General features: G+C 25.9%; 19 protein-coding genes. 15 read left to right on the top strand and 4 right to left on the bottom strand.

The genetic code is table 11. The annotated features are described in order from the left end of the window. Positions 1-301: 301 nt before the first annotated feature. From Q0H31_RS02240 to Q0H31_RS02215, 6 genes are all read left to right on the top strand, one after another. Positions 302-1318 carry a hypothetical protein gene (locus Q0H31_RS02240; RefSeq protein WP_295295541.1) on the top strand — a complete coding sequence of 339 codons (1017 nt, stop codon included), beginning with the start codon at positions 302-304 and terminating at the stop codon, positions 1316-1318. Positions 1319-1603: 285 nt separating this feature from the next. Further along, positions 1604-2377, top strand: coding sequence for a hypothetical protein (locus Q0H31_RS02235; RefSeq protein WP_295295539.1), 774 nt, complete (start codon positions 1604-1606; stop codon positions 2375-2377). 180 nt (positions 2378-2557) lie between these two features. After that, a complete protein-coding gene (locus Q0H31_RS02230; RefSeq protein WP_295295537.1) occupies positions 2558-3241 on the top strand; it encodes a MerR family transcriptional regulator in 684 nt (227 codons plus the stop codon). A gap of 52 nt (positions 3242-3293) precedes the next feature. Next, positions 3294-3458 (top strand): hypothetical protein, encoded by a 165-nt coding sequence (locus tag Q0H31_RS02225; RefSeq protein ID WP_295295535.1) that lies wholly within the window; start codon positions 3294-3296, stop codon positions 3456-3458. Positions 3459-3475: 17 nt separating this feature from the next. Continuing rightward, complete coding sequence (locus Q0H31_RS02220) at positions 3476-3619, top strand: hypothetical protein (RefSeq protein ID WP_295295533.1); 144 nt, start codon at positions 3476-3478, stop codon at positions 3617-3619. A gap of 167 nt (positions 3620-3786) precedes the next feature. Further along, a complete protein-coding gene (locus Q0H31_RS02215) occupies positions 3787-4095 on the top strand; it encodes a hypothetical protein (RefSeq protein WP_295295531.1) in 309 nt (102 codons plus the stop codon). A 44-nt stretch (positions 4096-4139) separates the two neighbouring features. Here the strand turns inward: Q0H31_RS02215 and Q0H31_RS02210 are convergent, their stop codons facing one another. Further along, a complete protein-coding gene (locus Q0H31_RS02210; protein ID WP_295295529.1) occupies positions 4140-5102 on the bottom strand; it encodes a helix-turn-helix domain-containing protein in 963 nt (320 codons plus the stop codon). 176 nt (positions 5103-5278) lie between these two features. On the opposite strand from Q0H31_RS02210, the gene Q0H31_RS02205 reads away from it, so the two are divergent. The 5 genes from Q0H31_RS02205 to Q0H31_RS02185 all read left to right on the top strand — a co-directional run bounded on the left by Q0H31_RS02205 (position 5279) and on the right by Q0H31_RS02185 (position 10129). Then, entirely contained in the window at positions 5279-7078 is a 1800-nt protein-coding gene (locus tag Q0H31_RS02205) for a glycoside hydrolase family 2 protein (protein ID WP_295295527.1), read from the top strand. A gap of 26 nt (positions 7079-7104) precedes the next feature. After that, complete coding sequence (locus tag Q0H31_RS02200; RefSeq protein ID WP_295295525.1) at positions 7105-8352, top strand: extracellular solute-binding protein; 1248 nt, start codon at positions 7105-7107, stop codon at positions 8350-8352. An 89-nt stretch (positions 8353-8441) separates the two neighbouring features. Next, positions 8442-9101 (top strand): carbohydrate ABC transporter permease, encoded by a 660-nt coding sequence (locus Q0H31_RS02195; protein ID WP_295295524.1) that lies wholly within the window; start codon positions 8442-8444, stop codon positions 9099-9101. 22 nt (positions 9102-9123) lie between these two features. Continuing rightward, entirely contained in the window at positions 9124-9297 is a 174-nt protein-coding gene (locus tag Q0H31_RS02190; RefSeq protein WP_295295523.1) for a hypothetical protein, read from the top strand. Positions 9298-9316: 19 nt separating this feature from the next. Then, positions 9317-10129 carry a carbohydrate ABC transporter permease gene (locus tag Q0H31_RS02185; protein WP_295295521.1) on the top strand — a complete coding sequence of 271 codons (813 nt, stop codon included), beginning with the start codon at positions 9317-9319 and terminating at the stop codon, positions 10127-10129. A gap of 147 nt (positions 10130-10276) precedes the next feature. On the opposite strand, the gene prmC is transcribed toward Q0H31_RS02185, so the two are convergent. After that, complete coding sequence (gene prmC, locus Q0H31_RS02180; protein WP_295295519.1) at positions 10277-11146, bottom strand: peptide chain release factor N(5)-glutamine methyltransferase; 870 nt, start codon at positions 11144-11146, stop codon at positions 10277-10279. Between the two features lie 6 nt (positions 11147-11152). Next, complete coding sequence (locus tag Q0H31_RS02175; protein WP_295295517.1) at positions 11153-12106, bottom strand: HTH domain-containing protein; 954 nt, start codon at positions 12104-12106, stop codon at positions 11153-11155. Between the two features lie 275 nt (positions 12107-12381). Between Q0H31_RS02175 and Q0H31_RS02170 the strand changes: the two genes are divergently transcribed. From Q0H31_RS02170 to Q0H31_RS02155, 4 genes are all read left to right on the top strand, one after another. Continuing rightward, positions 12382-14253 carry a methyl-accepting chemotaxis protein gene (locus tag Q0H31_RS02170; RefSeq protein WP_295295515.1) on the top strand — a complete coding sequence of 624 codons (1872 nt, stop codon included), beginning with the start codon at positions 12382-12384 and terminating at the stop codon, positions 14251-14253. A gap of 90 nt (positions 14254-14343) precedes the next feature. Further along, the gene (locus tag Q0H31_RS02165) at positions 14344-16020 is read left to right on the top strand and encodes a restriction endonuclease (RefSeq protein ID WP_295295513.1); all 1677 of its coding nucleotides are present in this window, start codon (positions 14344-14346) and stop codon (positions 16018-16020) included. A gap of 50 nt (positions 16021-16070) precedes the next feature. Beyond that, on the top strand, positions 16071-17405 hold the full coding sequence (locus Q0H31_RS02160) for a restriction endonuclease (protein WP_295295511.1): 1335 nt from the start codon (positions 16071-16073) through the stop codon (positions 17403-17405). Then, the gene (locus Q0H31_RS02155) at positions 17383-17745 is read left to right on the top strand and encodes a restriction endonuclease (protein ID WP_295295509.1); all 363 of its coding nucleotides are present in this window, start codon (positions 17383-17385) and stop codon (positions 17743-17745) included. Before Q0H31_RS02160 ends, Q0H31_RS02155 begins: the two co-directional genes overlap by 23 nt. Positions 17746-17765: 20 nt before the next feature. On the opposite strand, the gene ade is transcribed toward Q0H31_RS02155, so the two are convergent. Then, positions 17766-19496, bottom strand: coding sequence for an adenine deaminase (gene ade, locus Q0H31_RS02150; protein WP_295295507.1), 1731 nt, complete (start codon positions 19494-19496; stop codon positions 17766-17768). Positions 19497-19550 lie beyond the last annotated feature (54 nt).

The following is a 19550-nucleotide window of genomic DNA, read 5'->3' as shown; positions in this document are numbered from 1 at the left end:
TTGTTTATCTTTACTTAATTTACTGCGTTTCATACTTAAATTTTAACAAATTTCAGTTATCTAGGACAGCCCCAAAAATAATAAACGGGGCATTTTTTTTAAATTAATTATACTGTTTTATAAACTCATTATAAGATTTTAATATTTTTGTTTTGCTGATATGTAATAATATTCACTAAATATTTTTTCTATTATATAGTAAATAAATAATTTCAATTTTCTATAAAAACTATATATAATTTTTTTAAATAAAATTTATAATATAAAATAATAAAAAAATATAAGTAAATATAAGTTAATTATGAAAGAAGTAAGAATATATGTAAACGGAAAAACAAAAAAAATATCTTATACAAGTGAAGAAGATATAAAAAAACTTGTAGAAGAAAAAAATGTTTATATCGTTCAAAAAACTAGAAGCGGTAAAAAAAATGAAGATTTTTCTATATCAAAATTAACTTATGAAAATGGAAAGTTTTATAAAATAGAAGAAAAATATATTTCAGAAATTAAACTTGATAGTAAAAATATTTATCTTTTTGAAATAGGTTTATTCATAGATATATACAATAATATTTTTAAAAAAATAGAAAATAAAGATTTAAAATACAAGAGTTTAATAAAACTAATAAATGATAATGAAAAACTTCTTCATAATAAAAAATCTGATTCTAATTCTGTTAATAAAAAAGAAAAAAGAGAATATAGAGAATATCATAATAAAAAACTCCTTGAAGGTTATCAATTTTTTAAGAACAGCAGATTTTATACTTTAGAAATGCTCATCATAGCAGACAATATAAATTATTATTATGAGAATAAATTAAAATTTGAAGATATAAAAACTATATTACATGGTACAGATGATGAAGCAAAGATACATTTAGACTATATAAAAGATATTGAAAGAAATAAGGAAGCGAGAAAACAATTAGAAGAAACTGAAAAAGAATTAAAATTACATGCTGATTTGCTTCCAATATTAAAAAAAGAATCAATTCACATTGACGAAGATTATATAAAAAATATGAGCTTTGATGAATTAAAAATAAGCATAGAGAATATAAATCTACTTATAAGCTCATCTAAAGAAGTTAATTATATAAATCATGATATTATAAAAAAATATATACTTTGCCTTTATTATATATTTGAAAGAGAAGAAATTAATAAATTATTTTGTAATATTGATTTAGATAAAAATATTATATACTATGATTTACATTTTTATTATTTTATATTCATAATATACACTCTCAATAATAAAAATAAACTTGATAATAAAGAGTATAAAGATGTTATTAATTTATATATATAAAAATATAATAATCTTAAAAAAGAAAAATCAGATTTATTTGACAGAGCATATAATTCAGATATAGCAAAAAGATATGAACTAAAAAATCTAAATCATGATAATTATTTAAAAAATGATAGTTATTTACATTTTACTGATAAATATAATGATTATAGAGATTTATTTTTTGAAGATGATAAAGATTATTATAATTTTGTTTTATTTTTATGTAATAAGATAAAGTTTGGAATATATTTTAATTTAGCAGATTATCAGGAAAATATATTTATTAATGAACATAAAGAAATGAATTTTCAAAAATCAGATAATACAATCAATAATATTATTATTCAAATAGAAGGGATAAAAATAGCTAGAAAAATAGCGGAGAGATTTTATTTTCTTAAATTAATAACTTTTGAAGAATATGGTACTATAAATACATACTTAAATGATTGTATTATAGAATTATCATACAATCATATAGAAACTATTAAAAATTATATTAAAGATGAAAATAGAATATTAAAAAGCTATGATAATATTTTTAATTATATTATAGATTTTTATAATAACATGAAAACAGATAAATTATTATCTCCTATAGATTATTATTTTTCTAAAAAGATTATCAAAGAACAAAAAAATATTGATGATTATACTTATAATTTCTCATTAGATGAAGCAGATAAAAAAATAATTGATGAATCTAAAGAAAGTTTTATAAATGGGAAGGAAAAAAATATTTCAGATGATAATTTAGATATATCAAAACAACTAGATATACTAATAAAAAAAGCAATTATCGGATTAGATGAAAATTATAAATCAGAAAAGGAAATATTTTTCAAAATGAATCATTCCATTATTATGATGATAACAAAATATTTTTATAAAGATAATATTAAAGAAAATTTTATAAAAAATATTGAGTATTTATATAAATTACAGCCTTATACATCTTATTTAGTTCATAATGAAATGATAGATTATAATAATATTTTTATAAGTACTTCAGGATATTCATTTATATTTAATGATATAGAATTAGCCAAAATATTTTTTTCTTCAGTAGAATAAAATTCCAAAAAAAATTCACTTTTTAATTAGGTACATCGATGTAGCAATAAGGAGATATTTATAATTATTGCCTATAATGAATTTATAAATAATTACCCAAGGGTAAGTATTTAATTTTTGTTTGTGTGATTTTTTAATAGAAGTTATTATTAAAAATTATTTTAATAGGGAATATTATAAATGTTGAATAATATCAATATAGCATATTTTATAAATAATAAAAGATATATCCTTGAAAGCAAAAAATATAAAAACAAAAATGAATTAATAGTTATAGGCGAGTTTTTTCAGATTTTAAGAGATGAAAATATAGAGAATATAACATTAAAAAATTTAAGAGAATGGGATAATAAAAAATTGCTTCCAGCCTACAGAATGACTCATGGTCCTATAAGAGAAAAGGTAAGATACTACAGCAGAGAGCATATTGATATTGTAAGAGAGATACTTCGTTTAAAAGCATTAGGACTTGAAATACCTGATATTAAAAAAATTATATTTGATAATATTCCTGAATGCTTAATATTTTTGAAAAGAGATATTGTGAAGAAAGAGGATTTAAAAAATATGATGAACATAATAGAAAACATAAACAAAAAAGAAACAGATTTAATAATAACAGTAATAAAAAATTGCAAAAAATATTTCTGTAATAATTTCAATATAGATAACTTAAATGATGAATATATAAAAGATATTATAAGTCAGTATAAAGATTCTAATTTAGAAAATGATGGAGATGTAAATATTATAGGTTTTATACTTATTTTGATTAGTGCATGTAATTGCTATGATGAGATTAATAATATTTTTGATAGAGAGAAATTTTTAAATTATATTGATGATATAGCAGGCAAGTATTAAAGTTATAATCTTTAATAATAAAATATAAAAAATAATTTTAAGGAGTATAAGTATGAGTGAAAAAAAGAAACATCCAAATAATGAAGCCGATATGGTTAATCCAAATAAAGGTTTTGACGGCAATAATATCAGATTTGATAAGAATATGGGTAATATAGGCTGGCAGAAAAATCCTAAAAACCCAGCAAATCAAAAAAACAACAGTGATAAAAAATGATTTAAAGGAGTAAAATTATGTCTGATAAAATTAAGCACCCTAATAATGAAGCTGATATGCAAAACCCTAATAAAGGAAATAACGGAAATAATATACGATATGACCAGAATCAGGGTAACAGAGGCAAGCAGCTGAATCCTAATCAAAATAAGGGTAAATAATTAATTATATTATATAACTTTAATACTGGCCTTATTTAATTATTATAATAATAAAAGTTATCAATTCCCCTAGGGGAAATATTAAGTATTCTTAAATTGCTAATTGTCTAATTATTAAAAAAGTTTATTATAAAAATTAATTCTGTTATTAATTAAGGAGTTACAAAATGAAAAATATTATTGGTATCATAATAATTTTTATGTTTGCATTATTATTGATGAGCTGTTCTACTATAGCAACTGCTGATAATATTCCACAAAGTCTTCAACTTAGCGGAAATGATATTACTGTAGGAGAAGTTTTAACTGCCGAGCTTCCATACAATTCTAAAGATGCTACTTTAAAAGAACAGCTTATAGCAAAAGCATTGAAAGACACTAATTATGATTTTTTAATTATGCCTAGATATGAAATTATAAAATCAGGACTTTCTGAAAAGATTAAAATAAGAGGCAGAGGTGCTAGAGTAAAATAAAAAAGTTATACTATTGATTTTTTGCATATTTTGAAGCAACAAAATCAATAGTATGCTCTCATTATTATATCTTGCGGATAATCTCCAAACTTAGAACCAAATATATTTACTCCGCCCACATGTTTTGCATTTTCATTTACTTCTATTATAAATGATATATATTCTTCACTTTTTATATTTAAATCATCTATATTGAGAGTATCATCAAATAAAGCTCCATTAATAAAGCATCCATTTTTATTTACAGAGAAAGTTGTTAACATTCCGTACTGAGTAGAATATGAGCTCCAATTTGCTGGAGTTAATAAGCCTCTTCGCTCGCCATAATCTCCATGAGAATGATAGATTCCTATTAATTTTTTATTAACTATTACAGATATATCAGAAGGCCATTCTTCCATATATCCAGGTGCCTCAGAACATAATTCTAATGTAAATGAAATAGTTTTTATTTCAATATCTGCTAAGTCTTTATTTGGAAATCTGTACTCAATAAATCCTTGATGAAACCATATAAGCTGAGCATTAACTTTTTTAGGGTCATAAAATCCCTTAGGTGAATCATAAGCCCCTATTATTCCGTCTTCATCAGCCATTCCGCATGTTGGATATACTTTAAAATCATAAAACAAGCCTATAGGCATGCTTATGGCTATATTCTTTTCTCTGTCTTTTATATATTCTGAAGATAGTTCCATCTCTATTTTTTCAATATTATGACTGCATAAACGCATAGAACCTCTCATTCCCGGTTTTACCTCGGTTAATATTAAATCAGCATCTTCTAAAGCTTTTATATGAAATGCAACAGAAGATACAGCAATAGATAATTTATTTGCAATTTCTACAACTGACATAGATTTTGTTCTTAACAGTTTTATAATATCTAATCTTTCTTTAACAGACAAAGCCTTACAAATTTTAATTATAGTATCATATTGATTTTCATTTGCGATATCGAGCATTCTTTTTCTATCGCCTATAATTTTTTCTTTATTATTAGCCATTATATCCTCCTATTTATTACAGTATTATTGTAACAAATACAACATTAAACAGTAGTATAACTGTAATAATTAAAAAAATCAATAAAAAACGCCTAAAATATTGACTTTAAAGTCAAAATTTCTATAATATTTATTATCGTATTACTGTAACAAATCAATATAAGGATTATGAAATTATGAATACAGATATCAGAGAAAAACACCCAAATCCGCAGTTTATGAGAAGAAATTATGAGCTTTTAAACGGAGAATGGGATTTTTGTTTTGACAATGAAGATGTCGGATTAAAAGAGGCTTACTACAACAATTCTAAATGGGGTAATAATCATACTATTAATGTTCCTTATTGCTATCAAAGTAAAAATTCATCAATAGGTATAAGTGATTCATGTAAGGTTGTATGGTATAAAAAACTATGGAATTTGCCTTCAAACTGGAATAATAATAAAAATAGAGTATTATTTCATATAGAAGCATCAGATTATAAGACCACCGTATTTATTAACGGTTCTGCTGTAGGTACTCATGAAGGAGGACATACTCCATTTGCTTTTGATATTACTGATTTTCTAAAAGAAAAAAATAATTTGATTGCAATTAGAGTAGAAGATGAATCTAGTCAAAGATTTATTTTAGGAAAGCAAAGCTATACAAACAAAAACTTTGGCTGTTGGTATACAAGAACAACTGGTATATGGCAAAGTGTATGGGCTGAACTTGTTCCTGAAACATATATATCAAGATTTAGATTTGTTCCTCATACTTCTACTGGAGAATTAGAAGTTATAGCTGAAGTAAAAGGAAGATTTGCTAATGAATCTTTGCTTTCTATAAATATTACAAGCGAAGATATATTTATGGATAAGTCTGTTCCTTTGAATAGAAGTTTAACTGCAACAGTACATAATAATTTAGCAAAATTTAGAATATCTATTCATGATACTAATTTTCAAATTCCTCTATGGAGTGTGGAATCTCCTAATTTATGTAATGTAGTATTAAAATTGCAGTCAACTTCTGGAGAAGATGAAGTTTTAAGTTATTTCGGATATAGAAACATAAAAATATTTGGAAATCAAGTATATATAAATGATAAGCCTTATTATCAAAAGTTAATATTAAATCAAGGATATTATTCTCAAGGTTTATTAACAGGAAGCGAAGAAGAGTTTCTTCATGATTGTAATATGATAAAATCTATGGGCTTTAATGGTATGAGAATACATCAAAAAATAGAAAGCTCAAGATTATTATATCATGCTGACAGATTAGGTATTTTGGTATGGGCAGAATTGCCAAGCTTCTATTCAAACGACCCTTTCAATACTGTAAATATTTTTAATGAATTATCAGAATTAGTATTAAAACATGCAAATCACCCTTCTGTTATTACTTGGACTCCATTCAATGAATCTTGGGGAGTTAATAGCATTTTAACAAATGTGAGAGAGCAGCAAATTACAATAGCAGGAAGAGAACTTATAAGAGCTTTAGATTATGAGCATAGACCTGTAATTTGTAATGATGGCTGGGAGCATACTTTAAGTGATATTTTAACGATTCATGACTACAATCAAGACAGCGAATATTTAAAGCACATATATAAAGAAAGAATAGAAGATATTAATTTTGATTTATCTCAAACTAATTCAGCTAAAAGATTTTATGCTGAAGGTTTTGAATATAGCGGAGAGCCTATAATATTAAGCGAATACGGCGGTATAGGTTTTGAAATAAGTAAGTTTTCAGATTCTGATTGGGGATATGGAAATATTGCTAAAACAGAAGCCGAATTCTACAAAAGATTTGAAGATATGCATAAAGTGATATTTGATTTGGATTATATATGCGGTATTTGCTATACTCAGCTTACAGATGTTGAGCAAGAAATTAACGGTCTATTAGATAGAGAACATAAACCTAAATTTGATATAAAGAGAATTCAATCCGTTTTAGATAAAAAAAGATCTATTTAAAAAATAATAAAAAAAGGAGAAAAATTATGAAAAAGATTTTTTTATCAGTAATGTTTGTTTTTGTTGGGCTTATATTTATAAGTTGCGGCGGAGGGGCAAAGTCTTCTGCAAATAAAGATTTGGAATATTGGACTTTCTTTACAGGCGGTGATGGGGAGTTTATGAGAGAGCTTGTGAATAAATATAATGAAGAAAATCCAGACAATAAAGTTAATATGATAATAGTAGATTGGGGTACTTATTATACAAAATTATCTACTGCATATTTAGGAAATACTTTACCTGATATAGGTGTTGCTCATTTACATATGCTTTCATCAATATTAACTTATGGTGATTTAACTGCAATAGATGAAATAGACCCTTCTTTCGATTGGGCTCAATTCCCGCAGCAAACTGTTGATAATATCACAATAGACGGCAAACATTTAGCTGTACCTTTTGATACACATGGTTGGATAATGTATTATAATCCTGATTTAGTAAAAGGAACAAGCTTAGTTGATGCTAATGGTAATTGGATATGTAATAGCTGGGAAGGTTTAGAAAAAGGCTTAGCAGAAATTAAAGCTTTGCATCCAGATGTAATGCCTATATCTATTAATAACCCAGACACAGCATTCCAATGGACTTGGTATTCTTTATATAAACAAGCTGGCGGAGAGAAATTCTTAGATGCTAATGGTTTATTAGAATTAGATGAAGAACCAGCTAAAAAAAGCTTAGATGCTTTAAAAAGTATTTTTGATAAAGGTTTTGCTTCAAAAGGACATAACTCTACTTTAGATTTTATGAAAGAGAAAAAAGCTGCTATTGCTTTTGAAGGAGTATGGACTTATGGTGCTATGAAAGCTGCAGTTCCTAATATGAAAGCAACAAGAATGCCTAATTTCTTTGGTAAGGATGTAGCTTGGGGTACTGGTCATGCATTCATATTCCCTAAAGGAAATAATGTAGACCCTGAAAGACAAAAGAAAGCTTTGAAATTTGCTCAGTATTTAGTTGATAATGGTGTTTTATGGTCTCAAGCTGGTCATATACCTGCTAAAATAGCTGTTCAAGAATCTGAAGAATATAAAAACAGCCCTAACTCTGTATACAAAGATTTAGCTGTTAATTTAGCTCCTTGGCCAAAAAGTCAATATATAGATATAGCTATAGGCGGACAAATAAGTATTGTGGCTAATTATATAGATCAATATTTAAATGGTTCTATCACAACTATAAAAGATTTAGTTTCTAAAATTAATACAGAAATAGAGACTAAAAAATAATAAAGTTTATTTTAGAAAAAAAGGATACTCTTTTATTATTAATTTAAGGGTATCCTTATCATAGTATAATTATTGAAAGAGTGTAATTTATGTTAAAAATAAACATTAAAGATGAAAAATATCAGGCATATTTATATATAGCACCCTTTTTTATACTCTATATAATATTTACATTGTATCCTATAATAGGCGATGTAATTATGTCTTTTCAAACAGGTACTTTTACAAGATTAAAATTTGCAGGACTAGAAAATTATAAAAGACTATTAACAGATAAAGTATTATTAGAAACTATTAAAAATACATTTATGTTTGTTATAGTTTCTACTATAATGTATTTAGCTTTTGCTGTGCTTTTTGCTTTATGGGGACAGCATCAAAATAGATTATCGAGTATGATAAGAATATGCATATATATTCCAACTATACTAATAATAAGTGTTATGACTAATATATGGACTTTAATGTTCAGACCTGAATTAGGACTTTGGAGTTATATATTTAAAGGTACAAGTTTGGCGGATTGGAATTGGCTTAGAGATGTTAATTTAGCAAGGTGGACTATAGTGCTTTCTACATTATGGTGGACTGTAGGTACTAATATGCTTATAATGATTTCCGCTTTAAGGTCTATACCAAAAGAATTATATGAGGCATCTAGTTTAGACGGTGCTAGTGAAATAAAGCAATTTTTTATGATAACGCTTCCTCATTTATATTCTGTGTTTAAAACTTCAAACTTTAGCTAGTTTTAAACTATTTGGACAATCTATGCTTATTACAGGCGGAGCACCCGGACATTCTACAAGGTCTATAGTGCTTTATATATATGATGTTGGTTTTGGTTCAAGAAATCCGGGATATGCAGCTGCTATAAGTGTTTTGTTTATGCTTATACTAATATTCTTTAGTGTGCTGCAGGCAAAATTATTAAAAGAAAAATAATATTAGTGGGAGATAAAAAATGAAAAAGAAAATATGGGTTTCTATAGGGGTTATATTAGCTTTGCTTTGGATATTTCCTATAATATGGTTAATTGTTGTGCCTTTTAAACCGAGAGGATTTTCAGCTTCTTCTTTAGACAAGCTTTTTACAGGCGGTTTTACTATTAACAATTTTCAAAGACTTATTGCAGAATCTCAATTTATATTATGGTTTTTAAATAGTGTTGTTATAGCCGTTATACAAACAGTATTAGCAACATCTTTTGCATCTTTTGTTGCTTATGTATTTTCTCAGATGAAATTCCCGGGCAAAAAGTTTTTGTATGCTCTTTTATTTATTTCCTTTATGGTTCCGGGAGAGGCTATACTTATACCATTATTCAAAATAGTTGCGATAGACATGAATTTAAGCAATAGCATAATAGGAGTTATTATACCTGCTATCACAAATATATTTTCATTTGTTATTATTAAAAGTTTTTATGATTCTATACCTAAAGCATACAAAGAATCCGCTCAGATTGATGGAGCTGGTAATTTTAAGATTTGGTATAAGGTATATTTACCTATGAGTTTTGGCATAACTATGACTATGGGGGTATTAAATTTTATAGGTTCTTGGAATTCATATACTTGGCCTTTACTTATAATTAATTCTCCTGAAAAATATACTCTTCCTATAGCATTGCCGCAATTTCAAACTGCATATACAGCTATTGATTTAGCATTGCCAATGGCGGCCAATTTACTTGCTACTTTGCCTATTATTATATTTTTCTTAATATTCCAAAAACAGATTATGGAAATACAAATGGACGGCGGAATTAAATAATTAAAATAATAGAAAAGTTCTTAAAATAATATTCTCTATATTGCAATAAATAATAGGTATAATTATCAATCCTATTATTTATTGTAATTTTTATTTTATATAAGTTTGTAATAACTTTATAAAAAATTACTGTATGTAAAAAAAAAATCAAATATAAAAACTCTCACAGACTAAAAACCTATCTTTTTCACTTAAATCTTTTTTTATAAAAACATTTTTTATATTTAAATTATTACAAATATCAATTAAAGCATTGCCCTGATTGCATCCTATCTCAAAAAAGAAAGCCCCGCCATCATTTAAATATTTATCTATTATATTCAAAAAACTCTTATAAAAATCAAGCCCATCATATCCAGAATATAATGCATTTTGAGGCTCAAAGTCTAAATCTTTCTGAAGAGAACCTTTATCACTCAAAGCTACATAAGGAGCATTTGAAACTATTATATCAAATTTTGTTTTTGGTGTAAAAATTAAAGCATCTGCATTTATTATATTTATTAATTTTTCATTGCCTAATATATTAAAAGCATTTTTCTTTATAACTTCAAAAGCACCGCTGCTTATTTCAACTGATGTAACAGATATATTTTTATTTTGCTCTATAAATAATTTTTTTAATGTTACTGCTATGTTCCCGCTTCCGCCTCCGATATCGCATATTGCAATATTATCTTTCTCTTTTGCATAATCTAACACTAAATCAACAAGCTCTTCAGTTTCTGGTCTTGGTATTAATACATTATTATCTACATAAAAACAAAAACCATAAAACTCTTTTTTGTTTATAATATAAGCAAGCGGCTCATAATGAAGGCGTTTATTAATTAATTCTTCTATATTATTAAGCTCTTTTTTTGTTAACTCTCTTAATGCATCAGTTATCAATTTAGTTCTATTTATATTCAAAACATGCATTATAATAGTTTGTGCTTCTATATATGAAATTTTATAATCATTATTTATTTTCTCTAAAGTTTTAGCATATTTTATTGAAGCATTATTAATATTCATCTTTTACTATTTCACTCTATTAAATTTTCCACTGTTAATTAAATTCGATATTATATGATTTTTTGATTTATCATTAGCAGCAATCAATATTTCATTAACATCATCTATAAAATCTTGGAATTCTCTATTACAGCAAAGTTTATGCATAGTATCTATATCTAAATAAGCTCTTTTTTTAGCAGAAAATATTATCTGAGAATCTTCAGGATTATAGTAATCTAATTTTATCACACCAACTCCAAAAGATTGATTTAATCTCTTTACCTCTTCCATCAAATCTATATCATTTTCATCTATTTCCATAGTTACAAGCCAAGCCTCATTAGCCCAAGAAGAATTTGATAATGCCTGAAAATAATACTCTGTAATATTACTGAGCGTTAAAGATAATTTTAATTCATAAGCATAAATCTCTGCTGTAGGTATGTTAATATTTTTAAATAAATCTAATACCGATTTATTAATATAATCTTTAAATGTAACAGCAACTATATCAGGAGTGCCCCATTTCATTTTTCCTTTTAGGTTTGTATTTGCAGCATTAGCATTTATAGTTTTAGAATATATTTTCATGTTGTATAAATAATTAGTGAGAGGAGCATGTAAATCTTCTTCTAATATCTTTTTGGTATTAATTTCTTCTGTATCTTCTTCATTATTATTAATATCATTTATTAGATTTTTATTAGAATTGTTAATTTTGCTTTTTAAAAAGAATTTAGCCTTTCCAATTTTAACAAATATAGTAGTGTCAGGATTATATTTGATATCAGAATATATTTTTGAGCCAATACTAAATTTGGGAGTTTTACTCATTTGGAAATCTGGATTATTTTGTCTACCAGTTTCTTCTATTTGCTTATCATAACCTAGTTTACAGGCTTTTTCCCATATTTCGTTTGATTTCATAGGTACATCACTTTGTTCTAAAACTCTTTTTGCTGCCTCGTAGTATGTCATAATAAATAATCTCCTGCATCGTTTTCTACATATATAATACAATATTTTTAATTTAAAATAAACAATATGTAAAAATTAGTAGATTTTATAAAAAATTATTGTATAATTTATATGTCTCTTTATTTTTTTTAAAAAATTACTATACTATAGATAGACACATTTTTATAACTTTTTCAAAGCACTGCCGATAGCTAAAATTTATAAAAAATTAATCGAAAATGTATAGTAGTAAACTTAAAAAAGTTAGAGTAATACAAATATTGAGGTTATTTTTTATGAAAAAAATGCATAGTTTATCAGTAAAAGTCCCGATTATGGTTAGCTGTATTATAGCAGTAACTATATTGGTGTTATCTATAATTCTTACAATAGCTGCTTCTCGAGGTATTAGAACTGCTACTTTAAATGGTTTTCAAAGTACTGTACAAGGTTATTCTTCAACTATAGAATTAGTGCTGCATGAACAGCGTGTTCTTATTGAAACTTATTCAAAAAGTGCAGCTTTTCAATCTTTTATAACAAACTACAATGATATAGAAGTGAAAAATAATTTGGAAAAAGTATTGAAAAACTACAATGATATCAACTATTACTCAACAAATACGGGTATTGCCACTATTGATGGTACTATACTAATAGATAGTTCTGACCCTAATTTAGTAGGTGTTTCACTTGCTGATATACATCCTGATTTATATCAAAGTGTTGTAAAAAACAATTATGATTTTGAGTTTGATAATATTATCAAAAAATCAATAACAACGGGAGGAAATGCTCTACTCCTAATGGGCGGTATAAAAGATGATGTTGGAAATATACTTGGTATAGCATATATAAACTTAGATATGGATAAAGTAAACAACTCTTTTATCAAATCTTTGCCTCTTCAAGGAAGCGAGAGATTGACCGTAGCAAATCATGATAAAATGGTATTATTATCATCTGATGAAGAGTTTGTTGGGGTAACTTTGTCTCCGGTATATGATGTTATTAAAACACAAGATAGCGGTATTATAAACTCTTATAAAAGCGATAATACAAAAACAGCAAGAACATCTGCATATAATGGTATAACCGGAGTTCCTTGGTCTGTAATACTTGCTAAAAATGATTCTGATATATATAGTCAAATATATACTATTATCATAGAAGCTATAATTATAGGTATTATATTTATAATAATATCTTCTATTTTAGTATTGCTATATATTAGAAGTATCACTAACCCTCTACAAAAAATTATTGAAATATCTAAAGAAATATCCAAAGGTAATTTAACTGATACAGAAAAAACAATTCATAGAAAAGATGAACTTGGAGAATTAGCAGACTCATTTGCTGCAATGCGTAAAGAACTTGTAAGTATTATAATAAAAGTAAGAGATTCAGTAGAAAAAATCACAAGCAGTGCACAAGAGCTTTCACAAGGCAGTAATGATTTATCACATAGAACAGAATCACAGGCTGCAAGTTTGGAAGAGACTGCAAGCTCTATGGAACAAATGGCTTCTACTATAAAATCTTCTACAGACCAATCTGTACAAGGTAATAGAATGATGGTTGAATCTAGACAATCTATAGAAAGTGCCGGAGACATAATACTTGAAACTACAAAAAATATAGAAGAAGTTTATGAAGCTAGTACTAAAATCAAAGATATTACAAACATCATAGAAAATATAGCATTCCAAACTAATATACTTGCTTTGAATGCTGCTGTAGAGGCTGCACGTGCCGGCGATCAGGGTAAAGGTTTTGCTGTTGTTGCTTCTGAAGTAAGAAACCTAGCTCAAACTACTCAATCTTCTGTAAAAGATATTACAAACTTAGTAGATAATGCTTATGATAAAATTAATAAAGCCACTGACTCAGCGAGAACTTCTCAAGAGATATTCAATGATCTTAGAGTAAAAATAGATGAAACTGCAAGGATAATGCAAGATATTAGTTCTACTGCTGTGGAACAACAAACAGGTGTTGATCAGGTTAATAGAGCTGTTGCGGATATGGATAGCGTTACTCAGCAAAATGCTGCTTTAGTAGAAGAATCTTATGCTGCTACTATGTCTTTATCTAATCAGGCTCAAGAGCTTTATGAGGCTATGAAGTTCTTTAAGATAGATAAAGAAGATTTAGAAAATAATTAAGATATAATAGTGCAATCAGTAATAAATGCTTTATAAAGTGTTTATTACTGTGATAATAAAAAAATATTTATTTTTTATATAGGTGCTTTTATGGAAATTATTTATCTTTATGCTTTAATTATTTTAGGTTTATTATTTGCCACATTAGTGCTTCTAAAAACATTGATACTGAATAAAGATAAAGTAAAAAAACCAAAGGCATTAAAAAAACGTATAGAAGAATTAAATAAAAGACTCAAAAAAAATCCATATGATTATGATGCAATAAATCAACTCGCAAACATAGAAGAAGAATTTGGAAGCAAAGAAAAGGCTTTAAATCAATATAAAATGCTTCTAGATGAAAACTTCTTTTCAGATAAAGAAAAAATAGAAATATATAAAAAATTAGAAATCATTTGTGAAGAGTTAGGTGATATACAACAGGCTTTCAAATATACATTAATCATAAATAAAGAAGAACCTGAAAATAAATATTATTATACTAAGGTAGCTAATACCCTTGTAGAAGAAGGATACTTTAAATTAGCATATGAATATTATCATAGAGCATTAGTATTAAAAGCTGAATTCTCTATAGATGATTATAAATATGCTGCATTCTCTTCTTTTCAGTTGAAAGATTATAAAAGAACTATTATTTATCTTGAAAAACTATACAAAAAAATGTGTAAGGATATAAACCAGTATAAAATCGACATCGCTAAATTGATGCAATCTTTGGTTTCTATATATATACTTTCTGATGAAATTAATATAGCTAAAACTTTTATAGAAGAGGCTTTTATATATAAAGCAATAGACAGCGATAACAGACTTTATATGAATAAGATTTATTTATTCATATTATATAAGTTAGATGATAATAAAAAATTCACTGAAATATATAATAAACTAATAGATATGTATAAAATTAATAATGATTCTATAGATATAGCTGATTTAATATTTGATTATGGATTTTACAGCTATTTTCTAAAGGACATAAAATCTGCTATTAGATATTTTAACATAATAAAATCTTTCAATATAGAATTATATAGTATTTTCAATATAGATAGTATATTAGAATATTTGAAAAACGTAGAAATAGCTAATTCTCAGTTAACTAAACTCTATGAAGAGAAAAAAATATATGATTCAAAATATAAAAATGATAACTTTGAAAACTATATTAAAAAAGAATATATAGATAATTGGGAAAAAGCTATCAATTTATGGGAAAGCTCATTCATACATTTAGATTATATATCAAACTTAGTAGAAAATAAAAAAACTATGAATATAGAAGAAGTATTAAAAGAGTTCAAACTATATGATATAGTAAATCACAATGTACAAGAGACTCAAAAAACTTCTACATCTGCAAATAAAATTGATAAAATATTTAATTTGAGCTTTTCAGATTTTAAAAAAATATGCCAAAATATAATATCATCAAAACTTTCTTACACTATAGTACAAGAATATATAGATAGTGCTGATAAAATTAAAGGAGATGAGATTGACTATTTGGCTTATAATAATAAAATGGCAAGAGTTGAACTTACTCTAATATCCTTCAGAAGATGGAAAAAAATAGATATAGGAGAATTAAGTATTAGAGACTTTTTTATGAAAGTACAAGAATCAGGAGCAAAAAATGGAATATTGATTGTTCCTGCAGAATTAACTAAAAGTGCAAGAAGCTATGTATCGCACAATGAAAGTATTACAGTGTATTCTAAGCATCAATTTAATAATTTACTTAAGGGTGAAATATTTTAAATAATAGCTTCTTTAATATTATTTTGAAGTTTGTATATTAGGATTTATTTATGGAAAATATATATATATATGTTTTTATATTCTTATTATTATTGTTATTTATAATAGCTTTATATTTATTTATAAATAATAATATTTACAGAAAAAACAGTAAATCTATAAAAAATACTATTAATGAATTAAATAGCAGATTATTAAAAAATCCAAATGATTATAACACTATTTATAAATTGGCTCTAATTAAAGATGAAAATGGAGAAATTATTGATGCTTTAAAAAAATATGAATTTCTTATGTCTGTTAATTATTTTAATGATAATGAAAAAATTAAAATATACAAGAGAATGGAAAACATATGCGATGAATTAAATTATAAAGAAGATACTTTTAAATATGATGTAATCATTACAAATTTAGAGCCAACTAATGCACATTATTTGATAAAAGTTGCATACACATTATTTAATGAAAAAAAATACCAATTTGCATGCAATTACTTTAATAAAGCTATTATGTCTAGAAGAGAATTTAATATAGACGAACTTAAAGCTGCTGTATACTCATATTATAATATAAAAAATTATGAGAAGGTAATTACTTTCTTAGAAGATTTAGATAAGAGAATAGATAAAGATTCTATAAATTTCCAAAGTGAATTAGTAGAAATAAGAAAAGCTTTAATATATATGTATTTATTTACAGATAAACTTCAATATGCCAGTGAATATATAGAGGAACTTTTAAATGACAGCAGAAGTTTAGATAAAAATTTACTAATTTATTACAACAGAATGTATTTATTTGTATTGCATAAATTTGGAGATAAAAAGAAATTCAAAGAAGCATATAGAAAAATAAAAACAACATTAAAAACTGATGAATTAGAAACTGCATATGAAGAATTAATTTTTGATTTTGGATTTTATTCCTATTTTTTAGGATATATAGAAGATGCTATAAAATATTTTGAGATAATAAATAAATTCAGTTCTAATATATCTAAAGCATACAAACTAAATGATGTTTTAGGTTATTTATATCAAGTATACAGAGCTAATTTGCAGGTTAATAAGGGAAGCCGTAAATTAGATAATGTTTATGAACATGAATATTATAAAGACTATATACAAAAAGAAAATTTGAATGAATGGGAAAATACTGTAGAAATTTGGGAAAACAGTTTTATTAATTTTGAATATATTAATACTTTGGCTGCAAAAAATAATAATAGTTCTATAGATACAGATAATATACTATTAAGCTTAAAAATGAGTCATAATATTAAATTTGATAATAAAACTAAATCAAGTTCTAATAATTCAAATAATAATATTGTTGATAAAATATATAATTTAACTTTTAATGACTTTAAAAAAACTATGTAAAAATATAGTAACTAATAAACTTTCTTATACCATAGTACAAGAGTTCATCGATAATCCTGATGACAATATAGATGAAATTGACTATCTTGCATATGATAATGAAACTGGAAAATATAACTTAACATTTATTTCTATTAAACGTTGGAATAACACTAATGTAGGCGAATTGATATTAAGGGATTTTATTGTAAAAGTAAAAGATTCCGGTGCCAAAAAAGGTGTATTAATAGTACCTGTAGAATTAACAAGCAGTGCTAAAAGTTATGCTATACACAGTGAAATTATTACAATCTATTCAAGAAAACAATTGAGCAATTTATTAAAAGGTGAAATCTTTTAAATAATTAGCAAATAAAAAATTTAAGCACTTACATCTATAAACTTAAATTCTTTAACATCAAATAAACCGTTAGTTGTAAGTTTAATTTCTGGTATTACAGGAAGTGCCATAAACGATAAAGTCATAAATGGGTCTATTTCTCTATTAACATTAAGTTCATTATATGCTAATTCATGCATAGAATATATTTTTTTTACTATGTCTTTAGGTGCTTCATCTGACATTATGCCTGCTATTTTTAATTGTAATGTATCAAGCACTTTTCCGTTTTTTACAACAGTTATTCCTCCAGAACATTTTTCTATTTCTTTTATCGCAAGTATTATATCTTCATCATTATCACCTACGGCTATTATATTATGAGAGTCATGAGAAACGCTTGTGGCTATAGCACCATTTTTTAATTTATAATTTTCTATTAGTCCCAACCCTATTTTGCCAGTTGCTTTATGTCTTTCTACAACAACCAGTTTTAATATATCTACACTCTTTCTGTACTTAAAATATCCATTCTCAAAACCTACTATTCTCACACTCTTTTCTGTAACCAAATCTTTATTAACTATCCTTATAACATTAGCTTCATCAGATTTTAATTTTATTTGTATATCATTAGCTGTAATAGGAGCAATATTTATAGTATTAAAAATATTATCATTATAGTTGTCTTTTTCTACTTTAAATAAAGACTTTCCATTTTCTGAAACTAATTTTCCATCTATAAATACTTTATTCGCTTTAAAATCTCTTAAATCATCAAACAAAACAATATCTGCCTTATAGCCAGCAGCAACCAAACCAATATCTTTTAACCTATAGCATTCTGCCGCATTAATCGTAGCCATAGCGATTGCATTAAACACATCAAGTCCATGCTCAACTGCTATTTTTAAATTATGAGATATATGACCATTTTCTATAATATGATCCAAATGCTTATCATCTGTACACATCGCACATCTTCTTGAATTGCTTTGATTAACTCCCTGTAAAAGCGAAATTAAATTTTGTGCAGCAGAGCCTTGTCTCAAAAGCACATACATTCCATTAGCAATCCTTGCCTTCAAATCTTTAGCAGATACGCATTCATGGTCAGTATAAACTCCTGCAGCCCTGTATGCATTAAGAGTTTTTCCTCCAAGCATAACACCATGACCGTCTATAATCTTATCAGCATTAATTGCAGCTAACAATTTTTTAAGTACATCTTTATCAAGAGACAATACCCCCGGACAATTCATCATCTCAGCAAGTCCAAATATATCTTCATCATTTATAAACTTTTCGATAACAGAAGCATCGAGCACAGCCCCAGAATCTTCAAAGCCAACAGCTGGCACGCAAGAAGAAAGCATAAACTTACATTTTAACGGGCTTTTTTTGGCAGATTCAATCATAAACTTAATACCATCAATACCGCATACATTAGCAATCTCATGAGGGTCTGTAACTATTAACGTAGTACCAAAAGGAATAACAACTTCTGCAAAATTGGCCGGTGCACATAAAGATGATTCTATATGCACATGTGAATCTATAAGTCCGCTTGTAGCATAAGAGCCTTTAGCATCAATAACTTCCTTTCCATTATAAGAACCTACTCCTACAATATAATCATCAACAATAGCAATATCTCCGTCCGTAATAGTCGCTGATATTGGGTCCACTACCTTACAATTTCTTATAACCAAATCGGCCAAAACCTTTCCGCTTGATACCTCAATCATCTTTGATAATTTTTCTATAGTCATTAATAATAGTCCTTATAATTTAGTATATATTTTAAATATAGTAAATTATAGGTA

It is taken from the genome of uncultured Brachyspira sp. (genome assembly GCF_934747485.1).
Lineage (GTDB): Bacteria > Spirochaetota > Brachyspiria > Brachyspirales > Brachyspiraceae > Brachyspira.
The sequence above is the reverse complement of the archived record's forward strand: the minus strand, read 5'-3'. Positions and strand labels throughout refer to the sequence as shown.

Coding starts and splice junctions, on each gene's coding strand:
- Q0H31_RS02240 (WP_295295541.1), top strand. CDS start 302: ATGAAAGAAGTAAGAATATATGTAAACGGAAAAACAAAAAAAATATCT.
- Q0H31_RS02235 (WP_295295539.1), top strand. CDS start 1,604: ATGAATTTTCAAAAATCAGATAATACAATCAATAATATTATTATTCAA.
- Q0H31_RS02230 (WP_295295537.1), top strand. CDS start 2,558: ATGTTGAATAATATCAATATAGCATATTTTATAAATAATAAAAGATAT.
- Q0H31_RS02225 (WP_295295535.1), top strand. CDS start 3,294: ATGAGTGAAAAAAAGAAACATCCAAATAATGAAGCCGATATGGTTAAT.
- Q0H31_RS02220 (WP_295295533.1), top strand. CDS start 3,476: ATGTCTGATAAAATTAAGCACCCTAATAATGAAGCTGATATGCAAAAC.
- Q0H31_RS02215 (WP_295295531.1), top strand. CDS start 3,787: ATGAAAAATATTATTGGTATCATAATAATTTTTATGTTTGCATTATTA.
- Q0H31_RS02210 (WP_295295529.1), bottom strand. CDS start 5,102: ATGGCTAATAATAAAGAAAAAATTATAGGCGATAGAAAAAGAATGCTC.
- Q0H31_RS02205 (WP_295295527.1), top strand. CDS start 5,279: ATGAATACAGATATCAGAGAAAAACACCCAAATCCGCAGTTTATGAGA.
- Q0H31_RS02200 (WP_295295525.1), top strand. CDS start 7,105: ATGAAAAAGATTTTTTTATCAGTAATGTTTGTTTTTGTTGGGCTTATA.
- Q0H31_RS02195 (WP_295295524.1), top strand. CDS start 8,442: ATGTTAAAAATAAACATTAAAGATGAAAAATATCAGGCATATTTATAT.
- Q0H31_RS02190 (WP_295295523.1), top strand. CDS start 9,124: ATGCTTATTACAGGCGGAGCACCCGGACATTCTACAAGGTCTATAGTG.
- Q0H31_RS02185 (WP_295295521.1), top strand. CDS start 9,317: ATGAAAAAGAAAATATGGGTTTCTATAGGGGTTATATTAGCTTTGCTT.
- prmC (WP_295295519.1), bottom strand. CDS start 11,146: ATGAATATTAATAATGCTTCAATAAAATATGCTAAAACTTTAGAGAAA.
- Q0H31_RS02175 (WP_295295517.1), bottom strand. CDS start 12,106: ATGACATACTACGAGGCAGCAAAAAGAGTTTTAGAACAAAGTGATGTA.
- Q0H31_RS02170 (WP_295295515.1), top strand. CDS start 12,382: ATGAAAAAAATGCATAGTTTATCAGTAAAAGTCCCGATTATGGTTAGC.
- Q0H31_RS02165 (WP_295295513.1), top strand. CDS start 14,344: ATGGAAATTATTTATCTTTATGCTTTAATTATTTTAGGTTTATTATTT.
- Q0H31_RS02160 (WP_295295511.1), top strand. CDS start 16,071: ATGGAAAATATATATATATATGTTTTTATATTCTTATTATTATTGTTA.
- Q0H31_RS02155 (WP_295295509.1), top strand. CDS start 17,383: ATGACTTTAAAAAAACTATGTAAAAATATAGTAACTAATAAACTTTCT.
- ade (WP_295295507.1), bottom strand. CDS start 19,496: ATGACTATAGAAAAATTATCAAAGATGATTGAGGTATCAAGCGGAAAG.